Raw genomic sequence first — 25,172 nt, 5'->3', positions numbered from 1 at the left:
GGTGATTTCGGCTCTCGCAAATCCCTTAAGCCGGACTTAACGAATTGGGGGCGGAAATGAGCGGGTCCGAATCGCAACGGAGAAAGGCCTTGTCGCATCCAGCGCTCGCCCCTGATCCAATGACCCGTACGGCCGCCGCCTTCGCCGGTCGGACGCCGTACCTTCTTTTGTTTGCCCTGGTATTTCTCAGTTCGGCATTTGTGGTTCCGGGGCAGGTCTTGGGCCTGTCGCTGCTGGCGGCCGGGGGGACGTTGACGGCGATGGCCATTCTTATCCGGGCGTTTTCGACCAGGCATCGTCTCGCGCAGACGGACCTCACAGATACCATCGCCGGGTTCATTGAAAACGATGCGGCCCCGAATTTCACCACAACCACCGAGGGCGTGGTGCTGAACCGCAACCGCGCCGCGCGGGACCGTTTCGGCGATGCCACGGAACCGGACCAGACAATCGCACGCTGCCTGCGCGACCTCTTCGCCAATCCAACGTCGATTCTGATGCGTCTACAGGGTCGAGCGGAGGCACGTGGCTCGGCGCGGGAAGATATCCTGTCGCGTCGCGGGCACGTTCGACTGTCGGTTCACCAGATTGGCGATGATCGATACTTGTGGCGTCTGGAAGATCTTGCGGAACGGTCGCACGGGGCGCGTGGCGCAGAATCCCTCAGCCTGCCAATGATGACCGCCAGCCGCAGTGGAACGATCCTGTTCATGAATGATGCTGCGCGGCGGATACTTGGCGGGCGCGTGAAGCACCTCGACCGGGTGTTCACCGATCTGCCGCTCGCAAACAATTCGATCAACCGAATCGACAGCGCGGACGGTCCGGTAACAGTGCGTGTGATCGCGATCGACGCGGCCGGTGGCCGCCGCGAGATATTCCTTCTCCCGGTTGGCGACAGTGATGTGGCAGGCGAGGGGAGCGATCAATTGAGCGGCAACATGGATGGCCTGCCTGTCGCGGTGCTGAAACTCAATGGTCGGGGCGAATTGCGGGAAGCCAACACGATGGCCCGTACGCTATTGGGCGATTCAGTGGCCCCGGGTGTGGAGCTACAGAAGCTTGTGGAAGGCTTGGGGCGCTCGGTTCGGGACTGGTTGGAGGAAGCTGCCTCGGGGCGCGGCCTCGGGCGCCCGGAATTCGTTCGCGCAAGCATGCCAGACAAGGAACTCTATCTACAGATCACCCTCGGGCGCGTCGTCGAAGGCGAAGAGGTCCACCTTGTCGCGGTCATTAACGATGCGACGGAGTTGAAGACGCTCGAAGCACAATTTGTCCAAAGCCAGAAGATGCAGGCGATAGGTCAATTGGCTGGTGGCGTTGCGCACGATTTCAACAACTTGCTGACCGCGATTTCCGGTCACTGCGACCTTCTCCTGTTGCGCCACGATCAGGGCGACCCGGACTACGGTGACTTGGTGCAGATCAACCAGAATGCCAACCGGGCGGCGAGCCTCGTCGGGCAGCTGTTGGCGTTTTCCCGAAAGCAGAATCTGCGACCCGAGGTTATGGATCTGCGGGATACGCTGTCGGACCTAACCCATTTGCTCAATCGTCTCGTCGGGGAAAAGGTCACACTCTCGTTGACACATGACCCGGGGTTGCGACCGATCCGGGCAGACAAGCGACAGTTGGAACAGGTGCTGATGAACCTGGTCGTCAACGCTCGGGACGCCATGCCCGAGGGCGGTGAAGTGCGGATCGAGACAGAGAGCCGGCGGATTTCGGTACCTATGGAACGTGACCGGGCGACAGTTCCTCCCGGAGATTACGTTGTTGTTCGGGTGACCGACGAAGGGACCGGAATCCCGGCCGACAAGCTGGCGAAGATCTTCGAGCCGTTCTTCACGACCAAACGAACCGGTGAAGGGACCGGTCTTGGGTTGTCGACGGCCTATGGCATCATCAAGCAGACTGGGGGGTACATTTTCGTCGACTCTGTCGTCGGGACAGGCACGATCTTCTCCCTGTATTTTCCGGCCTATGAGCGGCAGGTGCCGGAGGCGAAAGATCCCAAACCGATCGCGGCGTCTGTATCCACGCAGAAGGTTGACGGGGTCATCCTTCTCGTCGAGGACGAAGCGCCCGTGCGTGCGTTCGCATCGCGCGCGCTGCGCATGCGTGGTTACACGGTCATCGAGGCCGAAAATGCCGAGGAGGCGCTCGAGACATTGAAGGATGAGGACCTCAGGATCGACGTCTTTGTAACCGATGTGGTCATGCCGGGAATGGATGGACCAAGTTGGGTCCGGCTGGCGTTGCAACAAAGACCCGGTGTCCGGGTTGTATTCGTTTCGGGATATGCCGAAGAAAGCCTGTCAGACGAGCAGTCAAACATACCGAATTCGGTTTTTCTTCCAAAACCTTTCTCATTGAATGAACTCGCTCAGACCGTTCAGAGCCAGATTCATTGACGCGCATGGGCAAGTATACCGTCAGGATTTGTGCAACCCAGGTTTAAACCAAGATCCGATTGATCCCACTACGCGCGCCAGGGCGAAGAAGACGTCTGGCTTATCAAACGCTTGTGCAGTTCAAAGTCGCGGGCACATTCGTGTTTGAGGCGGGCCAACAAGTCGGGCGGCAGATGCAGATCGACGTTCGGAGAGATGTTTCGGTTCGGTAGACAAATAGGTTGCCTAAGCCGCTCTCGCAGAAATTGAACGAGGTCTGGCATTCGATCGAAGGCAAACAGATGGTCTACGCCGACCTCTCCGGTCGCGTCTTCAACGAAACGCGACTGGCGCCCGACGGCGGCAAAGGGGGGTGGGTCCGGAGCCAGATAAGCCTCGACGAACCCGCCGAAATCCACGTGGCGCGTACTGTTTGCATGGCCTGACAGGCTGGCACGGCGCCGGTAGCGGAACCAGCTACCGAGCCAATCGACTGGCTCTCGAATCACGGCGACGGTTTGCAGCCGGCTGCGCTCGGTGCCGTCAAAAAGAGGAAGCACCGCGTTCTGATACCAACGCAGAGGCATGTGCTTCTGTTTCGGCGGGTTGCGGATCAGAACATCGGCGTAGTCCGCAGTCGCGGATTCGAGCGCTTGCGTCCCGGTTTTCGGCACCGCGAGAAGAACGAGGCCAGCCTCCCAAAAGATCATCATATGTGCGGGTCTTCCAGATGATGCGCGTGTCGCGACATGGCTGCGTAGGTATTCATCACTCCTTAACCTCTCTGCCTCAGTCATGAAAAGAAGAAGAATTGACTTGAAATGTTCTCGTTTCGGTCTGATAAGCATAGGAACAAGAGGTGAACACGAGCAGTCATTGCCGCGGCAGGCGGCCTATGGAATAAGGACGGGAACGATGGCGACGGCGAACCTTCTCGACATGGCAGACAAACGGAATTCGGACAAACAGAAGGCGCTGGACAGCGCCCTGGCGCAGATCGAGCGCCAGTTCGGCAAGGGCTCGATCATGAAGCTCGGCGCAGACAATCCAGTGGCGGAGATCGAAGCGACCTCGACCGGCTCGCTCGGCCTCGATATCGCGCTCGGTATTGGCGGATTGCCCAAGGGGCGGATCATCGAGATCTACGGGCCCGAGAGCTCGGGCAAGACGACGCTGACACTGCATTGCATCGCCGAGGAGCAGAAAAAGGGGGGTGTCTGCGCCTTTGTCGACGCCGAACATGCACTGGATCCGCTCTACGCGAAAAAGCTCGGCATCGACCTCGACGAGTTGCTGATCTCGCAGCCAGACACGGGTGAACAGGCGCTCGAAATCACCGATACGCTGGTACGCTCAGGGGCGGTCAGCATGGTGGTTGTTGATTCGGTCGCCGCCCTGACACCGAAGTCGGAACTCGAAGGCGACATGGGAGACAGTTCGGTCGGCGTACAGGCGCGCCTCATGAGCCAGGCCATGCGCAAGTTGACCGGCTCCATCGCGCGGTCGAATTGCATGGTGATCTTCATCAACCAGATTCGCATGAAGATCGGCGTCATGTTCGGCAGCCCTGAGACGACGACGGGCGGCAACGCGCTGAAGTTCTATTCCTCCGTACGGCTCGATATTCGACGGATCGGATCGATCAAGGACCGCGACGAGGTCGTCGGCAATGCGACGCGCGTGAAGGTCGTCAAGAACAAGGTGGCGCCGCCGTTCAAACAGGTCGAGTTCGATATCATGTACGGCGAGGGTATCTCGAAGACGGGCGAGCTGCTTGATCTTGGCGTCAAGGCGGGCGTCGTTGACAAGTCCGGTTCCTGGTACTCCTACGGCGACGAGCGGATCGGTCAGGGGCGGGAAAACGCAAAGACATTTCTCAAGGAAAACCAGTCCGTTGCGCTCGAAATCGAGGACAAGATCCGGGCCGCGCATGGGCTCGACTTCGATATGGACGGCGAAGCCGGTGACGGAGACGATCTGGTCGAGGCCTGACACCGCCGCCAAAACCTAGACATGACCCGGCGCGAAGCGCCAAGCAAGCCCGCCCGGAACGGGCGTTGAAGGGGACGCGGCACCGCGTCCCCGTTCGTCTTACCGCGGCGGTTTTGGCAGGGCGCCGCATGTCCGTTTGTCCACACCGCCAGAGGCGGTGCCCGGCCCAACGGGCTGGGTCGCATCTGTGATGCGGCGTGCCCGGCGGGAGCCTCAGCCTTATCGTCGCGCATTGCCCACGCCCTCGCGCACCGCATGCTGTGGACAGCCTCCTCGGGGGCAGTTACATCTTCGCGGCAGACCCGCCGGAGACCAAGATGCTCAGCCTGAACGACATTCGCACGACCTTCCTCGACTACTTCCGCCGCCAGGGCCATGAGGTGGTGGACAGCTCTCCGCTCGTGCCGCGCAATGACCCCACACTGATGTTCGCGAATTCCGGCATGGTGCAGTTCAAGAACCTGTTCACCGGGGTTGAACATCGCGACTACAAGCGTGCCACGACGGCGCAGAAATGCGTGCGCGCCGGTGGCAAGCACAACGATCTCGACAATGTCGGCTACACCAACCGGCACCACACCTTTTTCGAGATGATGGGCAACTTCTCGTTCGGCGACTACTTCAAGGAACAGGCCATTCCCTTCGCGTGGGACGTCGTCACGAAGGAACTTGGTATCGACAAGGACAAGCTTCTTGTCACGGTGTTTCACACCGATGACGAGGCGGCGGAGCTGTGGAAAAAAGTTGCCGGGTTACCGGACGACCGGATCATCCGCATCCCGACAAACGACAATTTCTGGCAAATGGGTCCCACCGGCCCCTGCGGCCCCTGTACGGAGATCTTCTACGACCACGGCGAGCACATCTGGGGCGGCCCTCCAGGCAGTCCGGAGGAGGATGGCGATCGTTTCGTGGAGATCTGGAATCTTGTCTTCATGCAATACGAGCAGTTCGAGGACGGTAGCCGGATCGACCTGCCCAACCAGTCGATCGACACCGGAATGGGGATCGAGCGGGTCGCGGCGCTGCTGCAGGGAACGAACGACAATTACGCGACCGACCTCATGCGCGCGCTGATCGAGGCCAGTGCCAACCAGACCTCGACCGATCCCGATGGGCCAGGACGTACGCATCACCGGGTGATCGCCGACCACCTACGCTCGACCTCCTTCCTGATCGCTGACGGGGTGATGCCGTCCAACGAGGGTCGGGGCTATGTTCTGCGCCGGATCATGCGCCGCGCCATGCGTCACGCCCATCTATTGGGTGCGCAGGACCCGCTGATGCACCGGTTGGTGCCGGAACTCGTGCGCCAGATGGGGGGCGCCTACCCGGAGCTTTCGCAAGCGCAGGCGTTGATTGCCGAGACTCTGCAGACCGAGGAAACACGGTTCCGTCAGACGCTGGACCGTGGTCTGCGTCTGCTCGACGAAGAGCTGGAGAAGCTTCCCGAAGGAGCGGAACTTCCGGGTCAGGCAGCGTTCAAGCTCTACGACACCTACGGTTTCCCGCTCGACCTGACGCAGGATGCGCTCAGGGAAAAGAACCTGACCGTGGACACGGACGGATTCGACGCGGCTATGGCGGAACAGAAGGCCAAGGCGCGGGCGGCCTGGGCCGGTTCCGGCGAGACCAAGGATGCCACAATCTGGTTCGACCTGGCCGAAGAACATGGCGCGACGGACTTCCTGGGCTACGACACGGAGACGGCAGAGGGCCAGATCCTCGCCCTCGTGAAGGACGGGGCATTGACAGAAGAGGCCAGTGCTGGCGAGACGGTGCTGGTTGTCCTGAACCAGACGCCGTTCTACGCGGAATCCGGCGGGCAGGTGGGGGACACGGGCACATTGACCGGCCCGGCGGGCAAAGCCCGGATCACCGATACGCGCAAGGTCACGGGCGTATTCCTCCATGTGGCAGAGGTGACGGACGGCACGCTGACCGCCGGCGTGGGCGTGGAACTTGAAGTGAATCACCAGCGGCGCGGCGCGATCCGTGCCAACCATTCGGCCACCCACCTCCTGCACGAGGCGCTGCGGGAGCGGCTGGGCGATCACGTGGCACAGCGCGGCTCGCTCAACGCGCCCGACCGTCTGCGGTTCGACTTCTCTCATGGCAAGGCGCTGAGCGCCGAGGATCTGGAGACGGTTTCCGCGCAGGTCAATGAATTCATCCGCCAGAACTCGCCCGTGGAGACACGGATCATGACGCCGGACGATGCCCGCGCAATCGGTGCACAGGCGCTCTTCGGTGAGAAGTACGGCGACGAGGTCCGGGTTGTCTCCATGGGGCGCGCGGCGACAGGGAAGGGCGCCGACGGCGATACCTGGTCGATCGAACTCTGCGGCGGAACTCATGTGCGCCAGACCGGCGACATTGGGCTATTCGTTGCCTTGGGCGACAGCGCGTCGAGTGCAGGAGTCCGGCGGGTTGAAGCGCTGACGGGTGAGACGGCGCGCCGTTACCTGGCGCAGCAGGAGCGGCGTCTGGCCGAAGTGGCAGGTGCCGTCAAGACACCGCAGGCCGAGGTGGTTGAGCGCGTTCGCGGTCTGGTGGAAGAACGCAAGGCGATGCAGGCCGAGATCGCGCAACTTCGTCGCGATCTGGCGATGGCGGGTGGTCGATCCGCGTCCGAGGGTCCGGCGGTACGCGACATCGCGGGTGTACCGTTCCTGGCCCAGGTTCTGCAGGGCGTCACCGGGAAGGACCTCCGAGGGATGATCGACGAGCATAAATCGCGCATTGGCTCTGGTGCGGTGTTGCTGATTGCCGATGCCGACGGAAAGGCAGCGGTCGCGGCTGGGGTGACCGACGACATGGTGGCAAAGGTTTCTGCTATCGACCTGGTCAAAGCGGCAGTGGTGGAACTGGGTGGCGTTGGCGGTGGTGGCCGTCCCGACATGGCGCAGGGTGGTGGCAAGGACGCGACCAACGCCGAAGCAGCAATCAAGGCGGCGGAAGCCGTTATAGGAGGATAGACCCATGCCGGCATTGTGGATTGCCCACGTCACCGTGACCGACGAGGCGGCCTACGGGAAATACGCGGCCATTGCCACTGAGGCGATCGCGGAACATGGCGGCACATTTATCGCCCGTGGTGGTCGGTATGTGCAACTCGAGGGCAAGGAGCGGCCGCGCAACGTCGTGGCACGGTTTCCCAGCGTTGAGGCCGCGGAGGCCTGCTACAATTCGGAGCGCTACCAGGAAGCGCTCAGCCATGCCAGGGGCGCATCGGAACGCGAACTCCTGATCGTGGAAACGACGGAGTAGCTGTCTGACTTCCGGCTCGGATCGGGAGCCTTCGGGGCGCGCGACGCTTACCCGATGATGGGTTCGCGTGGGGCGAGCCGGGTGCGCGGCGCGGCGGGCGCGAGCATGAGCAGGATGAACCCGGTGGCCTGCGAGCCATTGCCCACAAGCCACGGCAACGGACCATCGCATTCCGAAATGGGCGCTGTCCGACAGAGGAACCTGCCGCGCGGTTTGCCAGCGAAGAAGGGCAGGGTGACCGTCATTTCAGGTTGGAAATGATCGTAGATCGCCCGGACCAGGGCGGCCTGCGCGTCGCTGTCTTTGAAGCGTAGCCGGGCGCGGCTGTCCTGTTGCACGATCTCGCCCAACTCGACCAGGCGGCGGGCGCGGCCGTTGGCGAAATGCACCCGTCCGGTGCGGTCCAACGCGAAGACGGCCGTCAGATCGGGATCCATCCCGTCGCGCAAGGCGCGGTTCTCGATGGTCAGATCGCCGAGCATTCGCGAGACCTGCAGCGAGTTCTGGACGAACGGAAGCAACCGGTCAAGCAATGCGGCGAAGGGTGCTTCCAGCGTGTCCTTCAAGTGGCGAGGAATGTTGCCGCCAATAAGCGCCATCCGGCCATCACCGCGGTCGATGACGGCGCCGGCACCACCAACGATGTCGTCCTGCGGTCTAACCCATTCGTTGTAGAACTCCGTACGTTCGAGTTCCGCAATCGGGAAAACCTGGTCGGACTGCACGATCTTGCCAACAGGCAGGGTTTCGAACATCGGCGTCCAGGGGTTCTTGTCGACGAAATGCGTTTCGTAGGCTTCGACATAGGAGGGATCGTAGCCGAATTCGAGGAATCCGAGCGAGGAACTCGCGTGGATGTCGTGGCAGAACATCTGCACGCGGATCCCACCTGCCAGGTGATGCAGTTCCTCAAGAAACCACTGCCATTTGCGCTGATCCAGTGCGGCGGAATTGGCAAGCAGAACGAGATGCCGGAAACGGTCGTCGTCGACGCCGATGTCCATTTGCGAAGCTCCCTCCATCGGACGCGCAGAAGTGCAAGAAAGCGCCCGTCTGCGTTCATAGCAAAACGCTGGAGAGAAGGACAGGTGGCGGACCACCCTCTGCGACGAACCGCCGAAGAACCGCTGATTGTGTCGGTTCAGGCTGTTGCTTTTGCCTGTCTCTTGCGCTCGTGTGGGTCCAGGTGACGTTTTCTTAGGCGGATGGCGTTCGGCGTGACTTCAACCAACTCATCGTCGTCGATGTAAGCAATGGCTTCTTCGAGGCTGAACTGAACGTGCGGTGTGAGCCGTACCGCTTCATCCGAACCGCTGGCCCGCACGTTCGTCAGTTTCTTGCCTTTGAGCGGGTTCACTTCCAGGTCGTTGTCGCGGCTGTGTTCGCCGATCACCATGCCCTGATAGACCTTCGCCTGTGGTCCGACGAACATGCGTCCGCGCTCTTCGAGGTTCCAAAGCGCGTAGGCAACGGCTTCGCCTTGTTCCATGGAAATCAGGACGCCCGCGCGGCGCCCCGGAATTGCGCCCTTGTGCGGTGCCCAGGTGAAGAAGACGCGGTTCAGAACGCCGGTGCCTCGCGTATCGGTCAGAAATTCACCGTGGTACCCAATGAGGCCGCGGGAAGGGACATGTGCGATTATGCGGGTCTTTCCGTTTGACTGGCGCATGTCCACCATCTCGCCCTTGCGGGGGCCGGTGAGCTTCTCGATGACCGCGCCCGAATACTCGTCGTCGACGTCAACGGTCACCTCCTCGATGGGCTCCATCTTCACCCCGTCCTCCTCGCGCAGCAGCACCTGAGGGCGGGAGATGGAGAGCTCGAATCCTTCGCGGCGCATGTTCTCGATCAGCACGCCCATCTGCAATTCGCCGCGACCGGCAACCTCGAAGGCCTCGCCGCCCGGTGTATCGGTGACGCGGATCGCGACATTGGTCTCGGCTTCCTTCATCAGCCGGTCCCGGATCACGCGGGATTGCACCTTCTTGCCGTCGCGCCCGGCAAGCGGGCTGTCGTTGATGCCGAAGGTGACGGTGATTGTGGGGGGATCGATTGGCTGGGCTGGCAGCGCGTCCTCCACGGCCAGCGCACATATCGTGTCGGCGACAGTGGCTTTGGACATACCTGAAAGCGTGACGATGTCGCCAGCGATTGCCTCGTCGATCTCCTGCATGGCAAGACCGCGGAACGCTTGGATCTTGGTCAGGCGGAACTGCTCGATCTTCTGGCCGATGCGGGAGAGCGCCTGCACCGTGGCGCCCACCTTGAGCGTGCCGGATTCTACCCGGCCGGTGAGCGTGCGGCCCAGGAAGGGGTCGCTTCCGAGCGTGGTGGCGAGCATCCGGAAATCGTCCCCCTTCCGTTTGAGCTGGCGCGGTTCGGGGACGTGATTGACGATCAGGTTGAAGAGCGCGGAAAGATCCTTGCGCGGCCCGTCGAGCTCTGCGTCGGCCCAGCCGGAACGGCCGGACGCATAGAGGTGCGGGAAATCGAGCTGGTCGTCGTCCGCATCGAGCGTGGTGAAGAGGTCGAAGACCTCGTCAAGCGCCCGGTCGGGCTCCGCGTCAGGCTTGTCGACCTTGTTGAGCACCACGATGGGCCGCAGGCCGAGGGCGAGCGCCTTGGAGGTGACGAACTTGGTCTGGGGCATTGGCCCTTCCGCGGCATCGACGAGCAATACGACGCCGTCGACCATGGAGAGGATGCGCTCCACCTCGCCGCCGAAATCGGCGTGGCCCGGGGTGTCGACGATATTGATCCGGGTGCCATGCCACTCCACAGAAGTCGCCTTTGCGAGGATCGTGATCCCCCGTTCGCGTTCGAGATCGTTGGAATCCATCGCCCGCTCGGCGACGGCCTGGTTGGCACGGAAGGCGCCCGATTGCTTGAGGAGTTCATCCACGAGGGTGGTCTTGCCGTGGTCCACGTGGGCGATGATGGCGATGTTGCGCAGGTCCATTTGGGTGTCCTTGAAAACTTGCCGCGTCGGTAGCGTGCACGCGCAGAAAAGGCTAGGGCGGTTTTCAAAATGCGCGCCTTGCGGCGCATTCTTCTCATGCGCTTCGCGCGTTTCCGGCTTCGGAACTCACCCAAGCGCAGGCGCGTCTGAGCCATCCTCGCTCGATCCTTGCCTGACAGCCCGGTGCCCGTCGTTCAAGGGAAATGGCGGTTTCCGCGGGCGGGCCCGCGGACCCTCCGCAATTTCCCCTGACCGCCGGCCGCCGGTCCGTCCGTCCGGTCTCAAGCGAGGACGGCTCCGAAGCGCAGGCTTAGTTGGAAAGCGTGACCAGGGCGTGGCGCTTCTTGCCTGCGGAGAGTTTGACCGGGGAGGCGAGAGCCGCCGCGTCCAGCATGAGGCCGGCGTCGGTCAGCGGCGCATCGTCGATCCGGGCACCGTTGTCCGCGATGAGTCGCTTGGCTTCCTTGCCGGATTTGGCAAGGCCTGAGCGAACGATGAGCTGGACCACCGAAATGCCATCGGCGACATCGTCGGTGGTGAGTTCCAGTGTCGGCAGATCGTCACCCACGCCGCCCTTCTCAAAGACCTCGCGGGCGGTGGCCTCGACGGCGGCGGCGGCTTCGGCGCCGTGGAGCAGCGTGGTCACCTCGTTGGCGAGCAGGATCTTGGCCGCGTTGATCTCCGAACCTTCCAGCGCCCCCAGACGATCGCATTCCTCAACCGGCAACTCGGTGTAGAGCTTGAGGAAACGACCCGTATCGGCATCGGTCGTATTGCGCCAGAATTGCCAGAACTCGTAGGGGCTGAGCATGTCGCCATTCAGCCAGACGGCCCCCGAGAGGGATTTGCCCATCTTCTTGCCGTCACTGGTGGTCAAGAGCGGCGAGGTCAGGCCGTAGATTTCCTGGTCCAGAACCCGGCGGGTCAGGTCGATGCCGTTGACGATATTGCCCCACTGGTCTGAGCCGCCCATCTGCAGCGCGCAGCCGTAGCGGCGGTTCAGCTCCAGGAAGTCGTAGGCCTGCAGGATCATGTAGTTGAATTCGAGAAACGACAGCGACTGCTCCCGGTCGAGACGCGATTTCACGCTTTCGAAGCTGAGCATCCGGTTGACCGAGAAATGGCGGCCGATATCGCGCAGGAAATCGAGGTAGTTCAATTCGTCCAGCCACTCGGCATTGTTGATCATCAAGGCGCCGGTGGCGCTGTCATCATAGGTGACATAGGCGGAGAAGACCTGCTTGATGCCGGCGATATTGGCCTCGATCTGGTCGGGCGTGAGCAGCGGACGCTCTTCGGCTCTGAAGGACGGGTCGCCGACCTTGGTGGTGCCGCCGCCCATGAGCGTGATTGGCTTGTGGCCGGTCTTCTGCAGCCAGCGCAACATCATGATCTGGATGAGCGAGCCGACGTGGAGCGATTTCGCGGTGGCGTCGAAGCCGATATAAGCCGGCACCACGCCTGCGCACATGGCTTCGTCCAGTCCCTGCATATCAGTGCAGTCGGCCATGAAGCCCCGTTCGATCATCACGGCGATGAAGTCGGATTTCGGGTGGTAGGTCATGGGTTTTTCGGTCCATTGTCGGCGTTAAGTGCCGCATATCTAGCGGCGAGGCGTGCCGAGGGAAAGGCCATGTTGAAAGCAGGGACTGTGCGGGCGCTTGGCGCCATGTCGGGGACATCTCTCGACGGCGTGGATGCTGCGGTGATCGAAACCGACGGAGTGGCGATTGCGGGCTTTGGCGACAGCGGCTTTCGCGGATACTCGGATGCCGAGCGAGCGGTACTGCGCCGTGCGCTCGGATGTTGGCCGGGCGAGCCGGGTGTTTCGGAGGCAGCGGCGCTGGTCGAGGCGGCACATGCGGAGATCATGGCAGGATTTTCCGATGTCGCCCTTGCGGGGTTTCACGGCCAGACCCTGGCGCATGACCCGCAGGTCAAGGGGACGCATCAGGTTGGCGACGGGGCCGTTCTGGCAGCGCGCCTGGGGCTGCCGGTCGTCTGGGATTTTCGCAGTGCGGATGTTGCCCTTGGCGGACAGGGGGCGCCACTGGCGCCGGCATATCACTTTGCCCTCGCCAAATGGATCGGGGCGGAGGCGCCGCTTGCGTTTCTCAACCTGGGGGGCGTGGGTAACCTGACCTGGGTTGATCCGAGCAAGCCGGCACCGGAGGCGGAAGGCGCGTTGCTGGCCTTCGACACTGGCCCCGCGAATGCGCCCTTGAACGATCTGGTACAGGCGCGGCGTGGGACCTCCTTTGACGAGGGCGGCGCACTGGCGGCCACCGGGGCCGTCGCGGCGGGCATCCTGGACCGGTTTGCTGAACATCGATATTTCCATCGAATGCCGCCGAAGTCACTTGACCGCAACGATTTTGCGGAGCTTGCCGAGGCGGTGGCCGAGTTGAACGATGCCGACGCCGCCGCGACGTTGACAGCGGCGGTCGCGGTATCGGTCATGCGAGGTGCCGAGTTCTTCCCCATGCCCGTCGAGCGCCTTCTCGTGACTGGAGGTGGGCGGAAAAACCCCGTCATGATGGCTATGATCGCCGAGGGCGTCGGATGCGGTGTGGAGCCGGTGGAGGCCGTCGGACTTGATGGCGACATGCTGGAGGCGCAGGCCTTTGCATATCTCGCCGTGCGTGTGGCGCGAGGGTTGCCTACGAGCTTCCCATCGACAACGGGTGTCGCGGCGGCGGTTGGTGGCGGTGAGGTTTCCTATCCAGAGCGCGCCGCTTAGGCAACTGCCGGTAATTCTAAGAAAATGCTCGTAACTGCGCCGCTGGCCCGGGACACCGACCGGCCCGTCACGCGTGCGGGATATCAAAATCCGGCGGTGCAAGGGTGAACCCGTCGAAGCGGAAACCTGGCGACACCGTGCAGCCGACGAGCGACCAACCGTCTGTCGCCAAAGCACTCTGCCAGTGATCCTTGGGAACGATCACTTGCGGGTGTTGGTCAGCCGCGAAGTCCGGACCCAGACGCACTTCGCGAGCAGGGCCGGCTTCGGTTTTGCTCAGCCGTATCGTCAGCGGACTTCCCGCGTAGAAATGCCAGATCTCCGTAGCGTCGACCGTGTGCCAATGGCTGCGTTCACCACGGGAAAGAAGATACAGTATCGCGGTACCGGCCGGACGTCCTTTGGCGGCTTCTTCGATCCACGTCTGGCGGTACCAACCGCCCTCGGGGTGTGGCTCCAGGCCGAAGTGCGAGATGATCTTTTCCGGAAACATGGATTCTCCGCCGCTGCCCGCTGCGATAGTACCCGCGTGGCGACTGCGGACCAGCCCCACGTTCGAGACGTGGCGATCACTCCTTGCAGCTTCCGATCGCGTTCGTGGCCGATGTAAAACGGGCCGCCCGCGACGAGCGGACGGCCCCAATGAATATGTGCCCTAGTGCTCTTACTTGAGGATCGACTTGCCGGCGTAAGTGGCTGTTTCGCCCAACATTTCCTCGATCCGGATCAGCTGGTTGTACTTGGCCAGACGGTCGGAGCGCGACATGGAGCCGGTCTTGATCTGGCCGCAGTTGGTGGCAACGGCGAGGTCCGCAATGGTGGCGTCCTCGGTTTCGCCCGAGCGGTGCGACATCACGTTGGTGTATTTGGCGCGGTGTGCCATGTCGACGGCCGCCAGCGTCTCGGTCAGCGAACCGATCTGGTTCACCTTCACAAGCAGCGAGTTTGCAACGCCTTGCTTGATGCCTTCGGCGAGGCGCGCGGGATTGGTGACGAAGAGGTCGTCGCCAACGAGTTGGACCTTGTCGCCGAGCGTGTCGGTAAGCAGTTTCCAGCCTTCCCAATCGTCCTCGGAGCAGCCGTCTTCGATCGAGAAGATTGGATAGTCGTTGCAGAGCGCCTCGAGGTACTTCACGTTTTCCTCGGCGGTCAGCGACAGGCCCTCGCCCTTCATCTCGTACTTGCCGTCCTTGAAGTACTCGGTGGAGGCCGCGTCCAGCGCCAGCACGATGTCCTCGCCCGGCTTGTACCCGGCGGTCTCGATGGATTTCAGCACGAAATCAAGAGCATCGCGGGTGGAGCTAAGAGCGGGTGCGAAGCCGCCTTCGTCGCCGATCCCGGTGGCGTAACCGGCGCCGGAGAGCTCTTTCTTGAGCGTATGGAAGATTTCCGAGCCCATCCGCACGGCGTCAGCAATCGACGTCGCAGAGACCGGCATGATCATGAATTCCTGAACGTCGATAGGGTTGTCGGCGTGTTCGCCGCCGTTGATGATGTTCATCATCGGCACGGGAAGTGTACGCGCGGCAGTACCACCGACGTAGCGATAGAGCGGCTGGCAGGTGAAATCAGCAGCGGCCTTTGCAGCGGCGAGGGAGACGCCAAGGATGGCATTGGCGCCCAGCCGGCCCTTGTTCTCGGTGCCGTCGAGTTCGATCATCGTCGTGTCGATGGCGATCTGGTCGGTCACGTCAAAGCCGACGAGGTTTTCGGCGATCTCGCCGTTCACGGCGGCAACAGCCTGCTGCACGCCCTTTCCCATGAAGCGCGACTTGTCGCCGTCGCGCTTTTCGACGGCTTCGTGAACGCCGGTGGAGGCGCCAGACGGCACGGCGGCGCGGCCCAGGGTTCCGTCTTCGAGGGTAACGTCGACCTCGACGGTCGGGTTGCCCCGGCTGTCCAGGATTTCGCGTCCGTGAATGTCGATGATTGTGCTCATTTCGACGGTCCTTTCCGTGCGGTCATGAAACTCGGGGCCCTCTTACCTCTGTCGGGCCTCTGAGAAAAGTGCGCGTTCCCGCGCAAGGGTGTAGAGTCCGGAGGCGATGATGAGGCTCGCCCCGGACAGGGTGAGAACGTCGGGCCGCTCGCCGAATATCGCTATGCCGAGGGCCAGCGCAAACAGCAGGCGAGAGTAACGGAAGGGGGCAACGGCGGCGAGATCGGCGATACGCATGGAGACGATCAGCGTGTAGTAACTGCTCACGCCGAACAGAACCGCAGCCGTAAGCTGCCAGAGCGTGATGCTATCCATAGGTTGTGCACCCCCCTTCAAGAAAAGGAGGAATGCGCCGAGCGGAACCAGCATGGAGAATCCCCAGGTTGAAACCTGGAGCGCGCTCATGCGGGCCGGGATCTTTGGCGTCACCAGGTCGCGCGCCGCCAGCGCGACCGCGCCGAGTACCGCAAAAAGCGAGGCAGGTTCAAATCCCGCCATGCCGGGCCGGACAATCATCAGCATGCCGGCGAAACCCACGAGGATGGCCGTCCAACGGCGCCAGCCCACCGTCTCCCCGAGAAAAAGCGCCGCACCCATCGTAACCAGGAGCGGGATCGTCTGCATGATGGCGCTGGTCGACGAGAGGGTGGTCAGGGCAAGCGCATTGACGATGCCGAAGGTGCCGACAATCTCCAGACCATTGCGCAGCAGCACGGCGGTGTGAAACGCCTCGGGCGGAAACAGCGTCTGCCGCTGCAAGAGGCTGGCGCTGGCAAAGACGAGCGTGCCGAAGAATCCGAGGAAGAGAAGGATCTGGCCCACGGGCAGATGCGAGGACACTTTCTTGATGAACATGTCCTCCAACGCGAAGCCGCCCATCGCAAGTATCATCAGCAGGGCGCCGCGCAGGTTGTTCATCGAAAATCCGGGTGTTTGGGGCTGAAAAGCCGCGTTTGGCTTCGCTCTAGACCCGTTTGGGGCGATAACAAAGGGTCAAACAGCGAATTCGGCCGAAAAGCCGCGCTGCGTCGCGCGCAAGGCTTTGGCTGCCGTCGGCGCTCGTCCGTGGTAGGATCGCTTCGGGAGCGGGTAGGAGGATCCAGATGGACGAGAGTTCCCAACACCGGAAATACATTGTCGGACGGTTGTTCGTTCGGCCGGGTCATCGCGAAGCTTTTGTGGCGCTTTTGCCGGATTACATGCGCTATACCCTGCGAGAACCGGGATGCCTTTTCTTCGAGATGGCGCCAAGCATGCTCGACCCGAATGTCATCGTCATCGCGGAGTGCTTCGCCTCGCCTGCGGCGCATTCGGAGCATCTCAAGGCCGAACCGTTCCGGAAGATGTGGTCTGCCGTCAACACAATGTGCGATCGCGGCGAATTCGACAACGTATTCGCGGGCAGCGTTGAAACGGACGTCGCGACGTTCGACGCAACATCGCTTCAGGAACCACGGTACTGAAAGGGCAGGATCAGCCTTTTTTCTTAGGCACGCCGTAAAGCTCCAGCTTGTGCCCCTTTAGCCGGTAGCCGAGGCGTTCGGCGATCCGTTCCTGGAGTTTCTCGATCTCGGGATCGCAGAACTCAATGACCTCGCCTGAGTTCAGGTCGATAAGGTGGTCGTGGTGCTCCCGCTCCGCATCCTCGTATCGCGCGCGCCCGTCGCCGAATTCGAGCCGGTCGATGATTCCGGCCTCCTCGAAGAGCTTTACGGTGCGATACACCGTCGCGATGGAGATCTTCGGATCCTGGGCGGAGGCGCGGTTGTAGAGCTCTTCCACGTCCGGATGGTCCCTGGCTTCCCCGAGAACTTCAGCGATCACCCGCCGTTGTCCGGTCATTCGGAGCCCTTTTTCTTCAAGCCTTTCGAGAATCGTCCTGCTCATTCGACGCTGTCCCTGCCTCTTGGGCGCAGGTTATCGGATGGCTCTTGTCAGGGGAAGGCTATGTCCTGTCGGACCCGCGCGGCACCTGCCGTGCGAGTCACAAGGAGCTCGTGTTGGGTATTCAAGGGACGGAAAATACTCCAGTGATCCTAAAGAAAATTGGAACAACAGGGCATCAGGGAGCGCGCCAGTGGGGCGGGTCCATACCGCCCGGGCAGGCCTGTAGCGCAAAATCACGGGCTGAGTGCGTTCGCAACACGGTCATACAGCTGGAATACCAGATCAGTCGCCTGCCACCGGAACGCGGGCGGATTATGGTCTGCCGGGCGCGCTGTCGGTTCATCGGCGGCATGCCACTGTCCCGGTATTGCCGCTGGTTCTTTGGGGGAATGCCCTAGCGCCCACGCCGGGCCAGGAAGGCAAGGCGTTCAAACAGGTGAACATCCTGTTCGTTCTTCAACAGCGCGCCATGAAGCCGGGGCAGGGCGTCCGACGCGTCGCGGGCAAGATCCTCGGCGTCGAGATCGTCGGCTAGAAGCAGTTTCAGCCAGTCCAGCACCTCGGACGTTGAGGGGCGTTTCTTGAGCCCCTGCTGGTCACGGATCTCGTAGAATTGGGTCAGCGCCGCGGTCAGAAGCGATTGCTTAATCCCGGGAAAATGCACCTCGACGATCTGCTTCATCACCTCCATGTCGGGGAACCGGATGTAGTGGAAGAAGCAGCGGCGAAGGAAGGCGTCAGGCAATTCCTTCTCGTTATTCGAGGTGATTATGACGATTGGGCGGTTCAAGGCCTTCACGGATTCGCCGGTTTCGTAGACATGAAACTCCATGCGGTCGAGTTCCTGCAGCAGGTCGTTGGGAAACTCGATATCGGCCTTGTCGATCTCGTCGATAAGCAGCACCACCTTCCCCGGGGCCGAAAACGCCTCCCAGAGCTTGCCGCGTTTGATGTAGTTGGACACGTCATGAACGCGTTCGTCGCCGAGTTGGCTGTCGCGCAACCGACTTACGGCGTCGTATTCATAGAGCCCTTGTTGTGCCCGCGTGGTGGACTTTATGTGCCATTCGATCATTGGCAGCGCGAGCGCGTTTGCCACTTGTCGCGCCAGTTCGGTCTTGCCGGTGCCGGGCTCGCCCTTCACCAGGAGCGGTCGTTCGAGCGTCACGGCCGCATTCACCGCGACTTTTAGGTCCTCGGTTGCCACATAGGAATCGGTGCCCGTAAATTTCATCCCAAATTTCCGCCTCTTGGATTGCGACCTTCACATTTGCCCGGTCCCGTGCCTGCGCCACCCTGCCTTTGCTTTTTGGCAGTGACAACCCATGCGCCATGGAGTAATCACCGCGCCAGGGAGACAGGATGCCTGTGGCAGACGACGAAAAAAGCGAAATCGCGCCGACGAACGGCGAGACGTTTCTGACGCAGGGTGAAATGCGAGAGGGAGCAGGGATGAAACAGGAAGTCTTTCTTCCAGACGACTATCGCCCCGCCGAAGACGAACCCTTCATGAACGAACGGCAGCTGGAGTATTTCCGGCGTAAGTTGATCGCATGGAAGGAAGATCTTCTGGCCGACAGCAGAGATACCATCGAAGGGCTGCAGGAGAGCACGCGGAACATACCCGACGTTGCCGACCGGGCCAGCGAGGAAACGGACCGGGCGCTGGAATTGCGCACCCGGGATCGGCAGCGCAAGCTCGTTGGCAAGATCGACTCGGCCTTGCGGCGGATCGACGAGGGCGAATACGGCTACTGCGAGGCCACGGGCGAGCCGATTTCGCTCAAGCGTCTGGACGCGCGTCCGATCGCGACGTTGAGTCTTGAGGCGCAAGAGCGCCACGAGCGTCGCGAGAAGGTGCATCGCGACGACTGAGCGTTCCAGCGCGCTGAACCTTGGTACGGCCCCTGCGGGTCCGTGTCCTTGGATGCGCGTTTCGACCAATCAAAGGGACGCCGGACCGTAGGGCCCGGCGTTTTCGTTAGGAGTGTCCATGAACCTGATTGGGCAGGATGTCACCGTACTCGGGGCGGGTATCGCAGGATTGGCGACCGCGCGCGCGCTGGCGCTGCGTGGCGCCCGTGTGCGGCTTTTGGAGCAGGCGACCGAAATCTCCGAAGTCGGGGCGGGGCTACAGATTTCCCCCAATGGCGCGGTGGTGCTCGATGCGCTCGGGCTCGGCAAGGAGTTCGAGGAGATCTCGGTCGCCTCGCGCGGAGCGGTGCTGCGGGACTACGCGCAGGGAGCCGAGGTTCTGCGCCTGGACCTGACCCGGTTCGGGCGCTTCGGGCTGGTGCATCGTGCGGATCTGATCGCGCTGCTGGAGCGTGGGGCACGGGACGCGGGCGTGCAGATCGAGCTGGGCGTGCACGTGGCCTCGGTGCATCTCAACGGCCGGCGACCGGTGCTGTTCATCGACGGGGCCGATGCAGAGCGCGACGAACTTCTGGTGGCCGCGGACGGGTTGCATTCGCGCCTGCGTGCCGCACTCCTGGGAGACGAGGCGCCACGCTTCACCGGGCAGGTCGCCTGGCGGACGTTGCTGCCGATAGAGCCGGGTGAAGTGCCGCACGAGGCGCAGGTTTTCATGGGGCGCGGGCGCCATCTCGTCGTCTATCCGCTCCGGGGCGGCCGGTTGCTCAACGTCGTTGGTGTTCTGGAAACGCCGGAATGGACTGCCGAGGGATGGAACCACGCCGGCGATCCGGCCGCATTTCGCGCGCATTTCTCGGAGTTTGGCGGGCCTGTTCGCGGATGGCTTGAGCGCGTCGAGTCGGTCATGGTTTGGGGCCTCTTCCGGCACGGGGTGGCCACGCAATGGCACGGCTCCAACGCCGTCTTGATTGGCGACGCTGCGCATCCGACGCTGCCTTTCCTGGCCCAGGGCGCATGTATGGCTCTCGAGGACGCCTGGGTGCTCGCGGAAATGCTTGTCAGCCACGACACCAACAATGCCGCGCTCGACAGCTTCGAGGCGCTGCGTCGGCCCCGGTGTCGGCGCATCGTCGATGCTGCCACTGCGAATGCACGCAACTACCACCTGCGCGCTGGTCCGATTCGTGGAATAGCCCATGCCGGTTTGCGGACGATCGGCGCGGTGGCGCCGGGGTTCATGCCCGACCGGTTCGCGTGGCTATATGCCCATGATGTGACGGCGCGTCAGCAACCGAGTGGATCGTAAGGCGGGCGTAGATCGAAGCGAAGTAGCTTCCCAATCTGCGATTTGCCGGGTGACAGGGGCCCTTGAGCGTCGCGCGGTCACTCGTTCGCCCGATTGAGAAAGAGACAGCGCACCGCAGGTGCCATGCCCAACCGCTTACGACGCGGCAGCGTCTCGAAGCGGGCGGGAGCCCTACCGTTGCCGCACGCCCCGGAACCGGCGGTGCGCGCCTGCGACAACGGGTGCTCGGGATTTCAGTCGTCCCGACCCAGCGGGTGATGTTCCAGCACGAGATCCTTCAGGCGCTGGTCGAGTACATGCGTGTAGATTTCGGTCGTCGAGATATCCGCGTGGCCCAATAGCGTCTGGATCGATCTGAGGTCCGCGCCGCCGGCCAACAAATGGGTCGCGAAGGCGTGGCGCAGGGTGTGCGGCGTGACCTTGGACGGTGAGATGCCGCCTGCCACCGCGAATTCCTTCACGAGGGCGTAGAACCGGTGCCGCGTCAGGTGACCGGATCTGCCGGAAGAAGGAAAAAGATACCGCGACGGGGGGTTTCCTTTCGTGCGGGCATCCGCCTCCGCCGCGTCGCGCACGGCCAACCAATCCTGCAATGCCATTCGTGCCGGTGGGGAGAGCGGCACAAGGCGTTCCTTGTCGCCCTTGCCTCGAACCAGGAGCATCTGCGGGTCGCCGCGCGCGGCGGCAACGGGCAACGAGACCAATTCGCTCACCCGCATTCCGGTGGCGTAGAGGACCTGCATCAGGCAGGCGTTTCGCGATCGGTCCGCCGTGCTGCGTCCTGTCGCCTTGGCCGCTTCCAGAAGCGCATCGACTTCGGCGATCTCCAGCGTGCCGGGCAACGCCTTTTTTCGTCCGGGTCCCTTGATCTGGATCGCCGGATTGGTCTCGCGCCACCCCTCCTCGAATGCGAAGCGGAAGAGCTGGCGAATGGCCGACAGGCGGCGCGCGCGTGTGGCGCGCGAGAAGCCCTGTGCGTCGCAATGGATGAGATAGGCCTCCACATCGCCGCGTTCGATCGATGCAAATGATCTGCCGCGCCGTTCCGTCCAGTCAGCAAAGTCCTTCAGGTCCCGTCCATAGGCGAGCAGTGTGTTCTGAGCCGCGTTCAATTCGGCTGCCTGTGCCTCCAAGAAAGTGGAAATCCACTGATGGGCGGACGAGGGCGGCGACGTCATGCCGGTGTCTCCAGCAACAGGATCTGGAGCGCGGCGCGGCGCGCGGTGTCCTCGAGCCCTATGTGGCGCAGAAAAGCCAGAGCCTCTGCAAGGTCGCTCGGATCGGTATCGGCACCACCTGCTATCGCTTCAAGGGCCATGAGCAGGGCCTCGCCCATCCGATCCCAGACGGCACGGGTCATGAGGTCGCCCGCTGGCGGAGCGTCGAGCGAAAACGCCTCTGCAATTGCCGCGGCCGTCGCGCCCGGCGGATCGCCCTCCGGGAGACCGCGTGCCAGCGAGGCGGCAAAGGCAATGGTCGGATCGGCGGCGGTGTCGAGTTCGAGCGCCACCTCTTCGTAGGCATCGGACAACAACCCGATGCGAGGGGCGAGTTGCGCGGGTTTTCCACTCAGGTCGATCCCCCTGAGTTTCGGCCCGACGGAGCGGGCGAAGGGCACGGCAAGCCCGGCCGATGACATGGCGCTCCATGCCGGGCCGAGGCTGTTACCGACCGCCTCGGCATCGCTGGCATCGAGATCGCGTAGCAACTTCTGGACAAGGTCCGCCCGCTGCCAGACGCCGCCAGAGGCTGCGGGCTGACGCTCTCCGTAGATCGCCAGGAGGACATCCGGCGACAGGGCCCCCGCGCGCGCAAGGCGTTCGGCCGCCTCGATCCGCGCTTTCCAGCCGGCGGTGTGGCGCAGGTCCGAATGGGCGAAGGCGAGCGGCAGTGTCGCGGTCGGCATCGGGGCTCCAATTGCCTCCAACATGCGGAACGTGAGAGGGCTGGGGCGGCTCGGTGGCGCCGTGGGCGGCAGGATCTCCGACAGTTCCGGATCGAGAAACTGCGCCAGGAGCGCGTCTTCCTCGGGCGATAGCTGACCGAGCGCCTTGGCCGATTCGAGCGTAAGCGCGGCTGCCGGCCAGTCGCCGGTACGCGCCAGGCAAAAGATCCGCACCGGGAAGGACGGTGTGATCCCAGGCACAGCGCGCATTCGGGCGCAGGCCGCCTGTTCCCGTCCGGTGAGCAAGCCCACGTCGAAGGTGCGCCGGAAGAGTTCCGGCTCGTTGGAGCCAGCGCGGGCCAGCAATGCCTCGGCCTGTTCCACCGCGCCGCGTGCCAACAACGCGTCCACGCGCGCCTGCAACATCGGACCGTCCCGTGTGGAGCCGCGCGGCGGGGCCAGTTCGGCCAGCATCAGGTGGCGGAACTGGGACTGAATCGCCGGCAGTGGTTCTGCGGGGAAATCGGCGATCATGCGGATGAGGGTTGAGAGTTCGGATGCCCCCCAGAGATCGGTCGGCAGACCGGTTACCGCGCGCGGCAACAATCCGACCCCATCGGGCGAAGGAGCATCGAGTGGCTGTACCGAGATCACATCGGTCACGATTCCGCTTGTGACGGGCGCCTCCGGCTCCGGCAGTGACCGAGGCGTGGCCAGGCTGTGGGAAAGCCAGTCGATCGCCGAGATCGGGTTGGCGTCGGCCTCCGTGCCTGTGTCCGGAGCGCGTCCGGTGCCCGGGCTGGAACCGGTTCCGGCGACGGAGCCTGAAACCGGCTGCGCAACGAGGACGTCGACGGAGAAAGCCAGGGCGCAGGCGACACCACCGACAAGGGCAATGGAGTGGACAAGATCGTACCCCACGCCGCGTGCCTGAACGCGGATCGGAGGGGCGACCGGGGTGGCGCGCGACATGGTTTAGTCCACGTCCAGCGTCACCGGCTCGCTGACCCGCACCTGATCCGGAGACAGGTCTGCCAGGTAGGCATATCCGACCAGAGCCACAGCCCCGAGGATCACGAGGTAAAGCAAGAGCTTCAGGAGTCGCCGCATATCTGCCCGCTTTCTCTTATTTTGCGCATTCGTCCGTGCGTTCGCTTCAGTTTATACATGGCATCCCGGCGAATTTCACGCCATTCAGAGGATGTTTTTTGCGACCGGCAGCTTGGCGCCGGAGGAGGTGGGCGCGGTGGCGTTGCGACTGAAGAAGACGGTGGTGCTGGTCGGTATGATGGGCGCTGGCAAAACCGCCATCGGCACAGGGCTTGCCAGGTATCTCGGGGTGCCTTTCCTCGACAGCGATTCCGAGATCGTCGCGGCTGCCAGCATGAGCATTGCCGAGATCTTCGAGCGCGATGGCGAGGCGTTCTTCCGGGACAGGGAAAGCGAAGTGATTTCACGGCTGCTGGACGGGGAGCCAGGGATTCTCTCAACCGGTGGAGGTGCCTTTCTGGCGGAGCGCAACCGTCAGATGATCCATGACCGCGGCGTATCGGTGTTGCTCGACGCGGATGTGGAGTTGCTCTGGAACCGTGTTCGGCACAAGGATACCCGTCCGCTGTTGCGCACACCCAATCCGCGTGCGACGCTTGAGGCGATTTACGCCGAGCGCTCACCAATCTATGGCGAGGCCGACTTGAAGGTGCAGGCGCGTCCCGAATACGCCATATCGGATATGGTGGAGAAGGTTGTGGAGGCGCTGAAGGCGCGGCCCGATGTTTTGGAGGAAAGCTGAGTTCATGGAAATCGTTCACGTGCCGCTGGGCGAACGCGCATACGACATCGTGATCGGTGCGGGTGTCCTGGAACGGGCGGGATACCGGATTGCGCCGTTGCTGAACCGCCCTCGCGTGGCCATCGTGACTGACGAAACCGTGGCCGACCGGCACCTCGGCACGCTCTCGGCCGCGCTGGCGGAGGAGGGGATAGAACGCTCGGCCCACGTTTTGCCGGTGGGCGAGGCCACGAAATCCTGGCCCCATTTCACGCGAACGGTCGAATGGCTCCTCGAAGAGCGGGTCGAGCGCAACGATATGGTAATCGCATTGGGTGGCGGGGTGATCGGCGACCTGACGGGATTCGCCGCGGCCGTCATTCGGCGCGGGGTACGGTTCGTGCAGATCCCCACGACGCTGCTCGCGCAGGTCGACAGTTCGGTCGGGGGAAAAACCGGGATCAATGCCCCGACCGGAAAAAACCTGATTGGCGCGTTTCACCAGCCGAGCCTCGTTCTGGCCGATGTCGGTGTGCTGGACACGCTGACAGAGCGCGATCTGCTGGCCGGATACGGCGAGGTCGTGAAGTACGGACTTCTGGGCGATTTCAAGTTTTTCGAATGGCTTGAGGACAACGGGGCGGCGGTGAAGGCCGGCGACGAAGGCGCACGCACGGCGGCCGTCTCCTGGTCCTGCAAGATGAAGGCCGATATCGTGACCCGCGACGAGACGGAGCAGGGGGATCGTGCGCTGCTGAACCTCGGGCACACCTTCGGTCACGCGCTGGAAGCCGCGACCGGGTATTCCGACCGGCTTCTGCACGGGGAGGGCGTGGCCATCGGATGCGCGCTGGCCGTGGAACTCTCTGCAAGGCTGGGACTGTGCTCCCAGGAAGACCCGAGCCGGGTGCGCTCGCATCTGCGTCAAATGGGTATGAAGGTGGATCTTGGGGATATTCCGGGCGATCTGCCGTCCGCCGAGGCGCTGCTGGACCTGATGGGACAGGACAAGAAGGTTGTCGCGGGTCAGATCCGCTACGTGCTGACCCGAGGTATCGGGCGCGCCTTCGTCGCCAACGATGTGCCGCACCACGAGGTGCTGCGCCTTTTGCAGGACGAACTCGGACGAAACGCCTGAGTTAACGCCCCATAGGA

22 protein-coding genes are annotated in these 25,172 nt (G+C 62.8%); 10 read left to right on the top strand and 12 right to left on the bottom strand.

Annotated elements, in window-relative coordinates; translation table 11 throughout:
• Positions 1-119 precede the first annotated feature (119 nt).
• Positions 120-2,414, top strand: coding sequence for a hybrid sensor histidine kinase/response regulator (locus ARC39_RS20095; protein ID WP_068117187.1), 2,295 nt, complete (start codon positions 120-122; stop codon positions 2,412-2,414).
• A gap of 68 nt (positions 2,415-2,482) precedes the next feature.
• On the opposite strand, the gene ARC39_RS20090 is transcribed toward ARC39_RS20095, so the two are convergent.
• Positions 2,483-3,190, bottom strand: a complete 708-nt coding sequence (locus ARC39_RS20090; RefSeq protein ID WP_201455779.1) for a gamma-glutamyl kinase — start codon at positions 3,188-3,190, stop codon at positions 2,483-2,485.
• 118 nt (positions 3,191-3,308) lie between these two features.
• Here ARC39_RS20090 and recA point away from each other — a divergent pair, with 118 nt between their 5' ends.
• The 3 genes from recA to ARC39_RS20075 all read left to right on the top strand — a co-directional run bounded on the left by recA (position 3,309) and on the right by ARC39_RS20075 (position 7,655).
• A complete protein-coding gene (gene recA, locus ARC39_RS20085) occupies positions 3,309-4,385 on the top strand; it encodes a recombinase RecA (RefSeq protein WP_068116963.1) in 1,077 nt (358 codons plus the stop codon).
• 317 nt (positions 4,386-4,702) lie between these two features.
• Positions 4,703-7,363 (top strand): alanine--tRNA ligase, encoded by a 2,661-nt coding sequence (gene alaS, locus ARC39_RS20080; protein ID WP_068116962.1) that lies wholly within the window; start codon positions 4,703-4,705, stop codon positions 7,361-7,363.
• Positions 7,364-7,367: 4 nt separating this feature from the next.
• Positions 7,368-7,655, top strand: coding sequence for a DUF1330 domain-containing protein (locus tag ARC39_RS20075; protein ID WP_068116960.1), 288 nt, complete (start codon positions 7,368-7,370; stop codon positions 7,653-7,655).
• A 47-nt stretch (positions 7,656-7,702) separates the two neighbouring features.
• On the opposite strand, the gene ARC39_RS20070 is transcribed toward ARC39_RS20075, so the two are convergent.
• The 3 genes from ARC39_RS20070 to tyrS all read right to left on the bottom strand — a co-directional run bounded on the left by ARC39_RS20070 (position 7,703) and on the right by tyrS (position 12,178).
• A complete protein-coding gene (locus tag ARC39_RS20070) occupies positions 7,703-8,659 on the bottom strand; it encodes a hypothetical protein (protein WP_068116959.1) in 957 nt (318 codons plus the stop codon).
• Between the two features lie 137 nt (positions 8,660-8,796).
• Complete coding sequence (gene typA, locus ARC39_RS20065) at positions 8,797-10,614, bottom strand: translational GTPase TypA (RefSeq protein WP_068116958.1); 1,818 nt, start codon at positions 10,612-10,614, stop codon at positions 8,797-8,799.
• 310 nt (positions 10,615-10,924) lie between these two features.
• Positions 10,925-12,178: a tyrosine--tRNA ligase gene (tyrS, locus tag ARC39_RS20060; protein WP_068116956.1), complete on the bottom strand. Its 1,254-nt coding sequence runs from the start codon at positions 12,176-12,178 to the stop codon at positions 10,925-10,927.
• Positions 12,179-12,247: 69 nt separating this feature from the next.
• Here tyrS and ARC39_RS20055 point away from each other — a divergent pair, with 69 nt between their 5' ends.
• A complete protein-coding gene (locus ARC39_RS20055) occupies positions 12,248-13,354 on the top strand; it encodes an anhydro-N-acetylmuramic acid kinase (protein WP_068116954.1) in 1,107 nt (368 codons plus the stop codon).
• 67 nt (positions 13,355-13,421) lie between these two features.
• Here the strand turns inward: ARC39_RS20055 and ARC39_RS20050 are convergent, their stop codons facing one another.
• From ARC39_RS20050 to ARC39_RS20040, 3 genes are all read right to left on the bottom strand, one after another.
• Entirely contained in the window at positions 13,422-13,847 is a 426-nt protein-coding gene (locus ARC39_RS20050) for a cupin domain-containing protein (protein WP_068116952.1), read from the bottom strand.
• A 171-nt stretch (positions 13,848-14,018) separates the two neighbouring features.
• A complete protein-coding gene (eno, locus tag ARC39_RS20045) occupies positions 14,019-15,293 on the bottom strand; it encodes a phosphopyruvate hydratase (RefSeq protein WP_068116950.1) in 1,275 nt (424 codons plus the stop codon).
• A 42-nt stretch (positions 15,294-15,335) separates the two neighbouring features.
• Positions 15,336-16,211 carry a DMT family transporter gene (locus ARC39_RS20040; protein WP_068116949.1) on the bottom strand — a complete coding sequence of 292 codons (876 nt, stop codon included), beginning with the start codon at positions 16,209-16,211 and terminating at the stop codon, positions 15,336-15,338.
• 185 nt (positions 16,212-16,396) lie between these two features.
• On the opposite strand from ARC39_RS20040, the gene ARC39_RS20035 reads away from it, so the two are divergent.
• Positions 16,397-16,756, top strand: a complete 360-nt coding sequence (locus tag ARC39_RS20035; RefSeq protein ID WP_068116947.1) for a putative quinol monooxygenase — start codon at positions 16,397-16,399, stop codon at positions 16,754-16,756.
• A gap of 10 nt (positions 16,757-16,766) precedes the next feature.
• Here the strand turns inward: ARC39_RS20035 and ARC39_RS20030 are convergent, their stop codons facing one another.
• Both ARC39_RS20030 and ARC39_RS20025 read right to left on the bottom strand, forming a co-directional pair.
• Positions 16,767-17,180, bottom strand: coding sequence for a Fur family transcriptional regulator (locus ARC39_RS20030; protein WP_068116946.1), 414 nt, complete (start codon positions 17,178-17,180; stop codon positions 16,767-16,769).
• Between the two features lie 394 nt (positions 17,181-17,574).
• Positions 17,575-18,414, bottom strand: a complete 840-nt coding sequence (locus ARC39_RS20025; protein ID WP_068116945.1) for an AAA family ATPase — start codon at positions 18,412-18,414, stop codon at positions 17,575-17,577.
• A 218-nt stretch (positions 18,415-18,632) separates the two neighbouring features.
• On the opposite strand from ARC39_RS20025, the gene dksA reads away from it, so the two are divergent.
• Both dksA and ARC39_RS20015 read left to right on the top strand, forming a co-directional pair.
• Positions 18,633-19,055 carry an RNA polymerase-binding protein DksA gene (gene dksA, locus ARC39_RS20020; protein ID WP_068117184.1) on the top strand — a complete coding sequence of 141 codons (423 nt, stop codon included), beginning with the start codon at positions 18,633-18,635 and terminating at the stop codon, positions 19,053-19,055.
• A 118-nt stretch (positions 19,056-19,173) separates the two neighbouring features.
• Complete coding sequence (locus tag ARC39_RS20015; RefSeq protein WP_068116944.1) at positions 19,174-20,361, top strand: FAD-dependent oxidoreductase; 1,188 nt, start codon at positions 19,174-19,176, stop codon at positions 20,359-20,361.
• Between the two features lie 233 nt (positions 20,362-20,594).
• Here ARC39_RS20015 and ARC39_RS20010 read toward each other — a convergent pair whose 3' ends face one another.
• Genes ARC39_RS20010 through ARC39_RS26440 form a run of 3 tightly spaced genes read right to left on the bottom strand, consistent with a single transcriptional unit; the run spans position 20,595 to position 23,356 of the window.
• Complete coding sequence (locus ARC39_RS20010; RefSeq protein ID WP_068116942.1) at positions 20,595-21,539, bottom strand: tyrosine recombinase; 945 nt, start codon at positions 21,537-21,539, stop codon at positions 20,595-20,597.
• Positions 21,536-23,218 carry a hypothetical protein gene (locus ARC39_RS20005; protein WP_068116939.1) on the bottom strand — a complete coding sequence of 561 codons (1,683 nt, stop codon included), beginning with the start codon at positions 23,216-23,218 and terminating at the stop codon, positions 21,536-21,538. Before ARC39_RS20005 ends, ARC39_RS20010 begins: the two co-directional genes overlap by 4 nt.
• A 3-nt stretch (positions 23,219-23,221) precedes the next feature.
• Positions 23,222-23,356: a hypothetical protein gene (locus tag ARC39_RS26440; RefSeq protein WP_268874355.1), complete on the bottom strand. Its 135-nt coding sequence runs from the start codon at positions 23,354-23,356 to the stop codon at positions 23,222-23,224.
• 91 nt (positions 23,357-23,447) lie between these two features.
• Between ARC39_RS26440 and ARC39_RS20000 the strand changes: the two genes are divergently transcribed.
• Both ARC39_RS20000 and aroB read left to right on the top strand, forming a co-directional pair.
• A complete protein-coding gene (locus ARC39_RS20000; RefSeq protein ID WP_068116937.1) occupies positions 23,448-24,038 on the top strand; it encodes a shikimate kinase in 591 nt (196 codons plus the stop codon).
• A 4-nt stretch (positions 24,039-24,042) separates the two neighbouring features.
• A complete protein-coding gene (aroB, locus tag ARC39_RS19995; protein ID WP_068116934.1) occupies positions 24,043-25,155 on the top strand; it encodes a 3-dehydroquinate synthase in 1,113 nt (370 codons plus the stop codon).
• Positions 25,156-25,172: the final 17 nt, after the last annotated feature.

It is taken from the genome of Tropicimonas marinistellae (assembly GCF_001509585.1).
Taxonomy (GTDB): domain Bacteria; phylum Pseudomonadota; class Alphaproteobacteria; order Rhodobacterales; family Rhodobacteraceae; genus Tropicimonas; species Tropicimonas marinistellae.
This window is presented reverse-complemented; position numbering and strand designations above follow the sequence as displayed.

Coding starts and splice junctions, on each gene's coding strand:
- ARC39_RS20010 (WP_068116942.1), bottom strand. CDS start 21,539: ATGACGTCGCCGCCCTCGTCCGCCCATCAGTGGATTTCCACTTTCTTG.
- typA (WP_068116958.1), bottom strand. CDS start 10,614: ATGGACCTGCGCAACATCGCCATCATCGCCCACGTGGACCACGGCAAG.
- ARC39_RS20035 (WP_068116947.1), top strand. CDS start 16,397: ATGGACGAGAGTTCCCAACACCGGAAATACATTGTCGGACGGTTGTTC.
- ARC39_RS20040 (WP_068116949.1), bottom strand. CDS start 16,211: ATGAACAACCTGCGCGGCGCCCTGCTGATGATACTTGCGATGGGCGGC.
- dksA (WP_068117184.1), top strand. CDS start 18,633: ATGAAACAGGAAGTCTTTCTTCCAGACGACTATCGCCCCGCCGAAGAC.
- ARC39_RS20055 (WP_068116954.1), top strand. CDS start 12,248: ATGTTGAAAGCAGGGACTGTGCGGGCGCTTGGCGCCATGTCGGGGACA.
- aroB (WP_068116934.1), top strand. CDS start 24,043: ATGGAAATCGTTCACGTGCCGCTGGGCGAACGCGCATACGACATCGTG.
- ARC39_RS20000 (WP_068116937.1), top strand. CDS start 23,448: ATGTTTTTTGCGACCGGCAGCTTGGCGCCGGAGGAGGTGGGCGCGGTG.
- ARC39_RS20050 (WP_068116952.1), bottom strand. CDS start 13,847: ATGTTTCCGGAAAAGATCATCTCGCACTTCGGCCTGGAGCCACACCCC.
- ARC39_RS20025 (WP_068116945.1), bottom strand. CDS start 18,414: ATGAAATTTACGGGCACCGATTCCTATGTGGCAACCGAGGACCTAAAA.
- ARC39_RS20005 (WP_068116939.1), bottom strand. CDS start 23,218: ATGTCGCGCGCCACCCCGGTCGCCCCTCCGATCCGCGTTCAGGCACGC.
- eno (WP_068116950.1), bottom strand. CDS start 15,293: ATGAGCACAATCATCGACATTCACGGACGCGAAATCCTGGACAGCCGG.
- alaS (WP_068116962.1), top strand. CDS start 4,703: ATGCTCAGCCTGAACGACATTCGCACGACCTTCCTCGACTACTTCCGC.
- ARC39_RS20015 (WP_068116944.1), top strand. CDS start 19,174: ATGAACCTGATTGGGCAGGATGTCACCGTACTCGGGGCGGGTATCGCA.
- ARC39_RS20095 (WP_068117187.1), top strand. CDS start 120: ATGACCCGTACGGCCGCCGCCTTCGCCGGTCGGACGCCGTACCTTCTT.
- ARC39_RS26440 (WP_268874355.1), bottom strand. CDS start 23,356: ATGCGGCGACTCCTGAAGCTCTTGCTTTACCTCGTGATCCTCGGGGCT.
- ARC39_RS20070 (WP_068116959.1), bottom strand. CDS start 8,659: ATGGACATCGGCGTCGACGACGACCGTTTCCGGCATCTCGTTCTGCTT.
- ARC39_RS20075 (WP_068116960.1), top strand. CDS start 7,368: ATGCCGGCATTGTGGATTGCCCACGTCACCGTGACCGACGAGGCGGCC.
- recA (WP_068116963.1), top strand. CDS start 3,309: ATGGCGACGGCGAACCTTCTCGACATGGCAGACAAACGGAATTCGGAC.
- tyrS (WP_068116956.1), bottom strand. CDS start 12,178: ATGACCTACCACCCGAAATCCGACTTCATCGCCGTGATGATCGAACGG.
- ARC39_RS20090 (WP_201455779.1), bottom strand. CDS start 3,190: ATGACTGAGGCAGAGAGGTTAAGGAGTGATGAATACCTACGCAGCCAT.
- ARC39_RS20030 (WP_068116946.1), bottom strand. CDS start 17,180: ATGAGCAGGACGATTCTCGAAAGGCTTGAAGAAAAAGGGCTCCGAATG.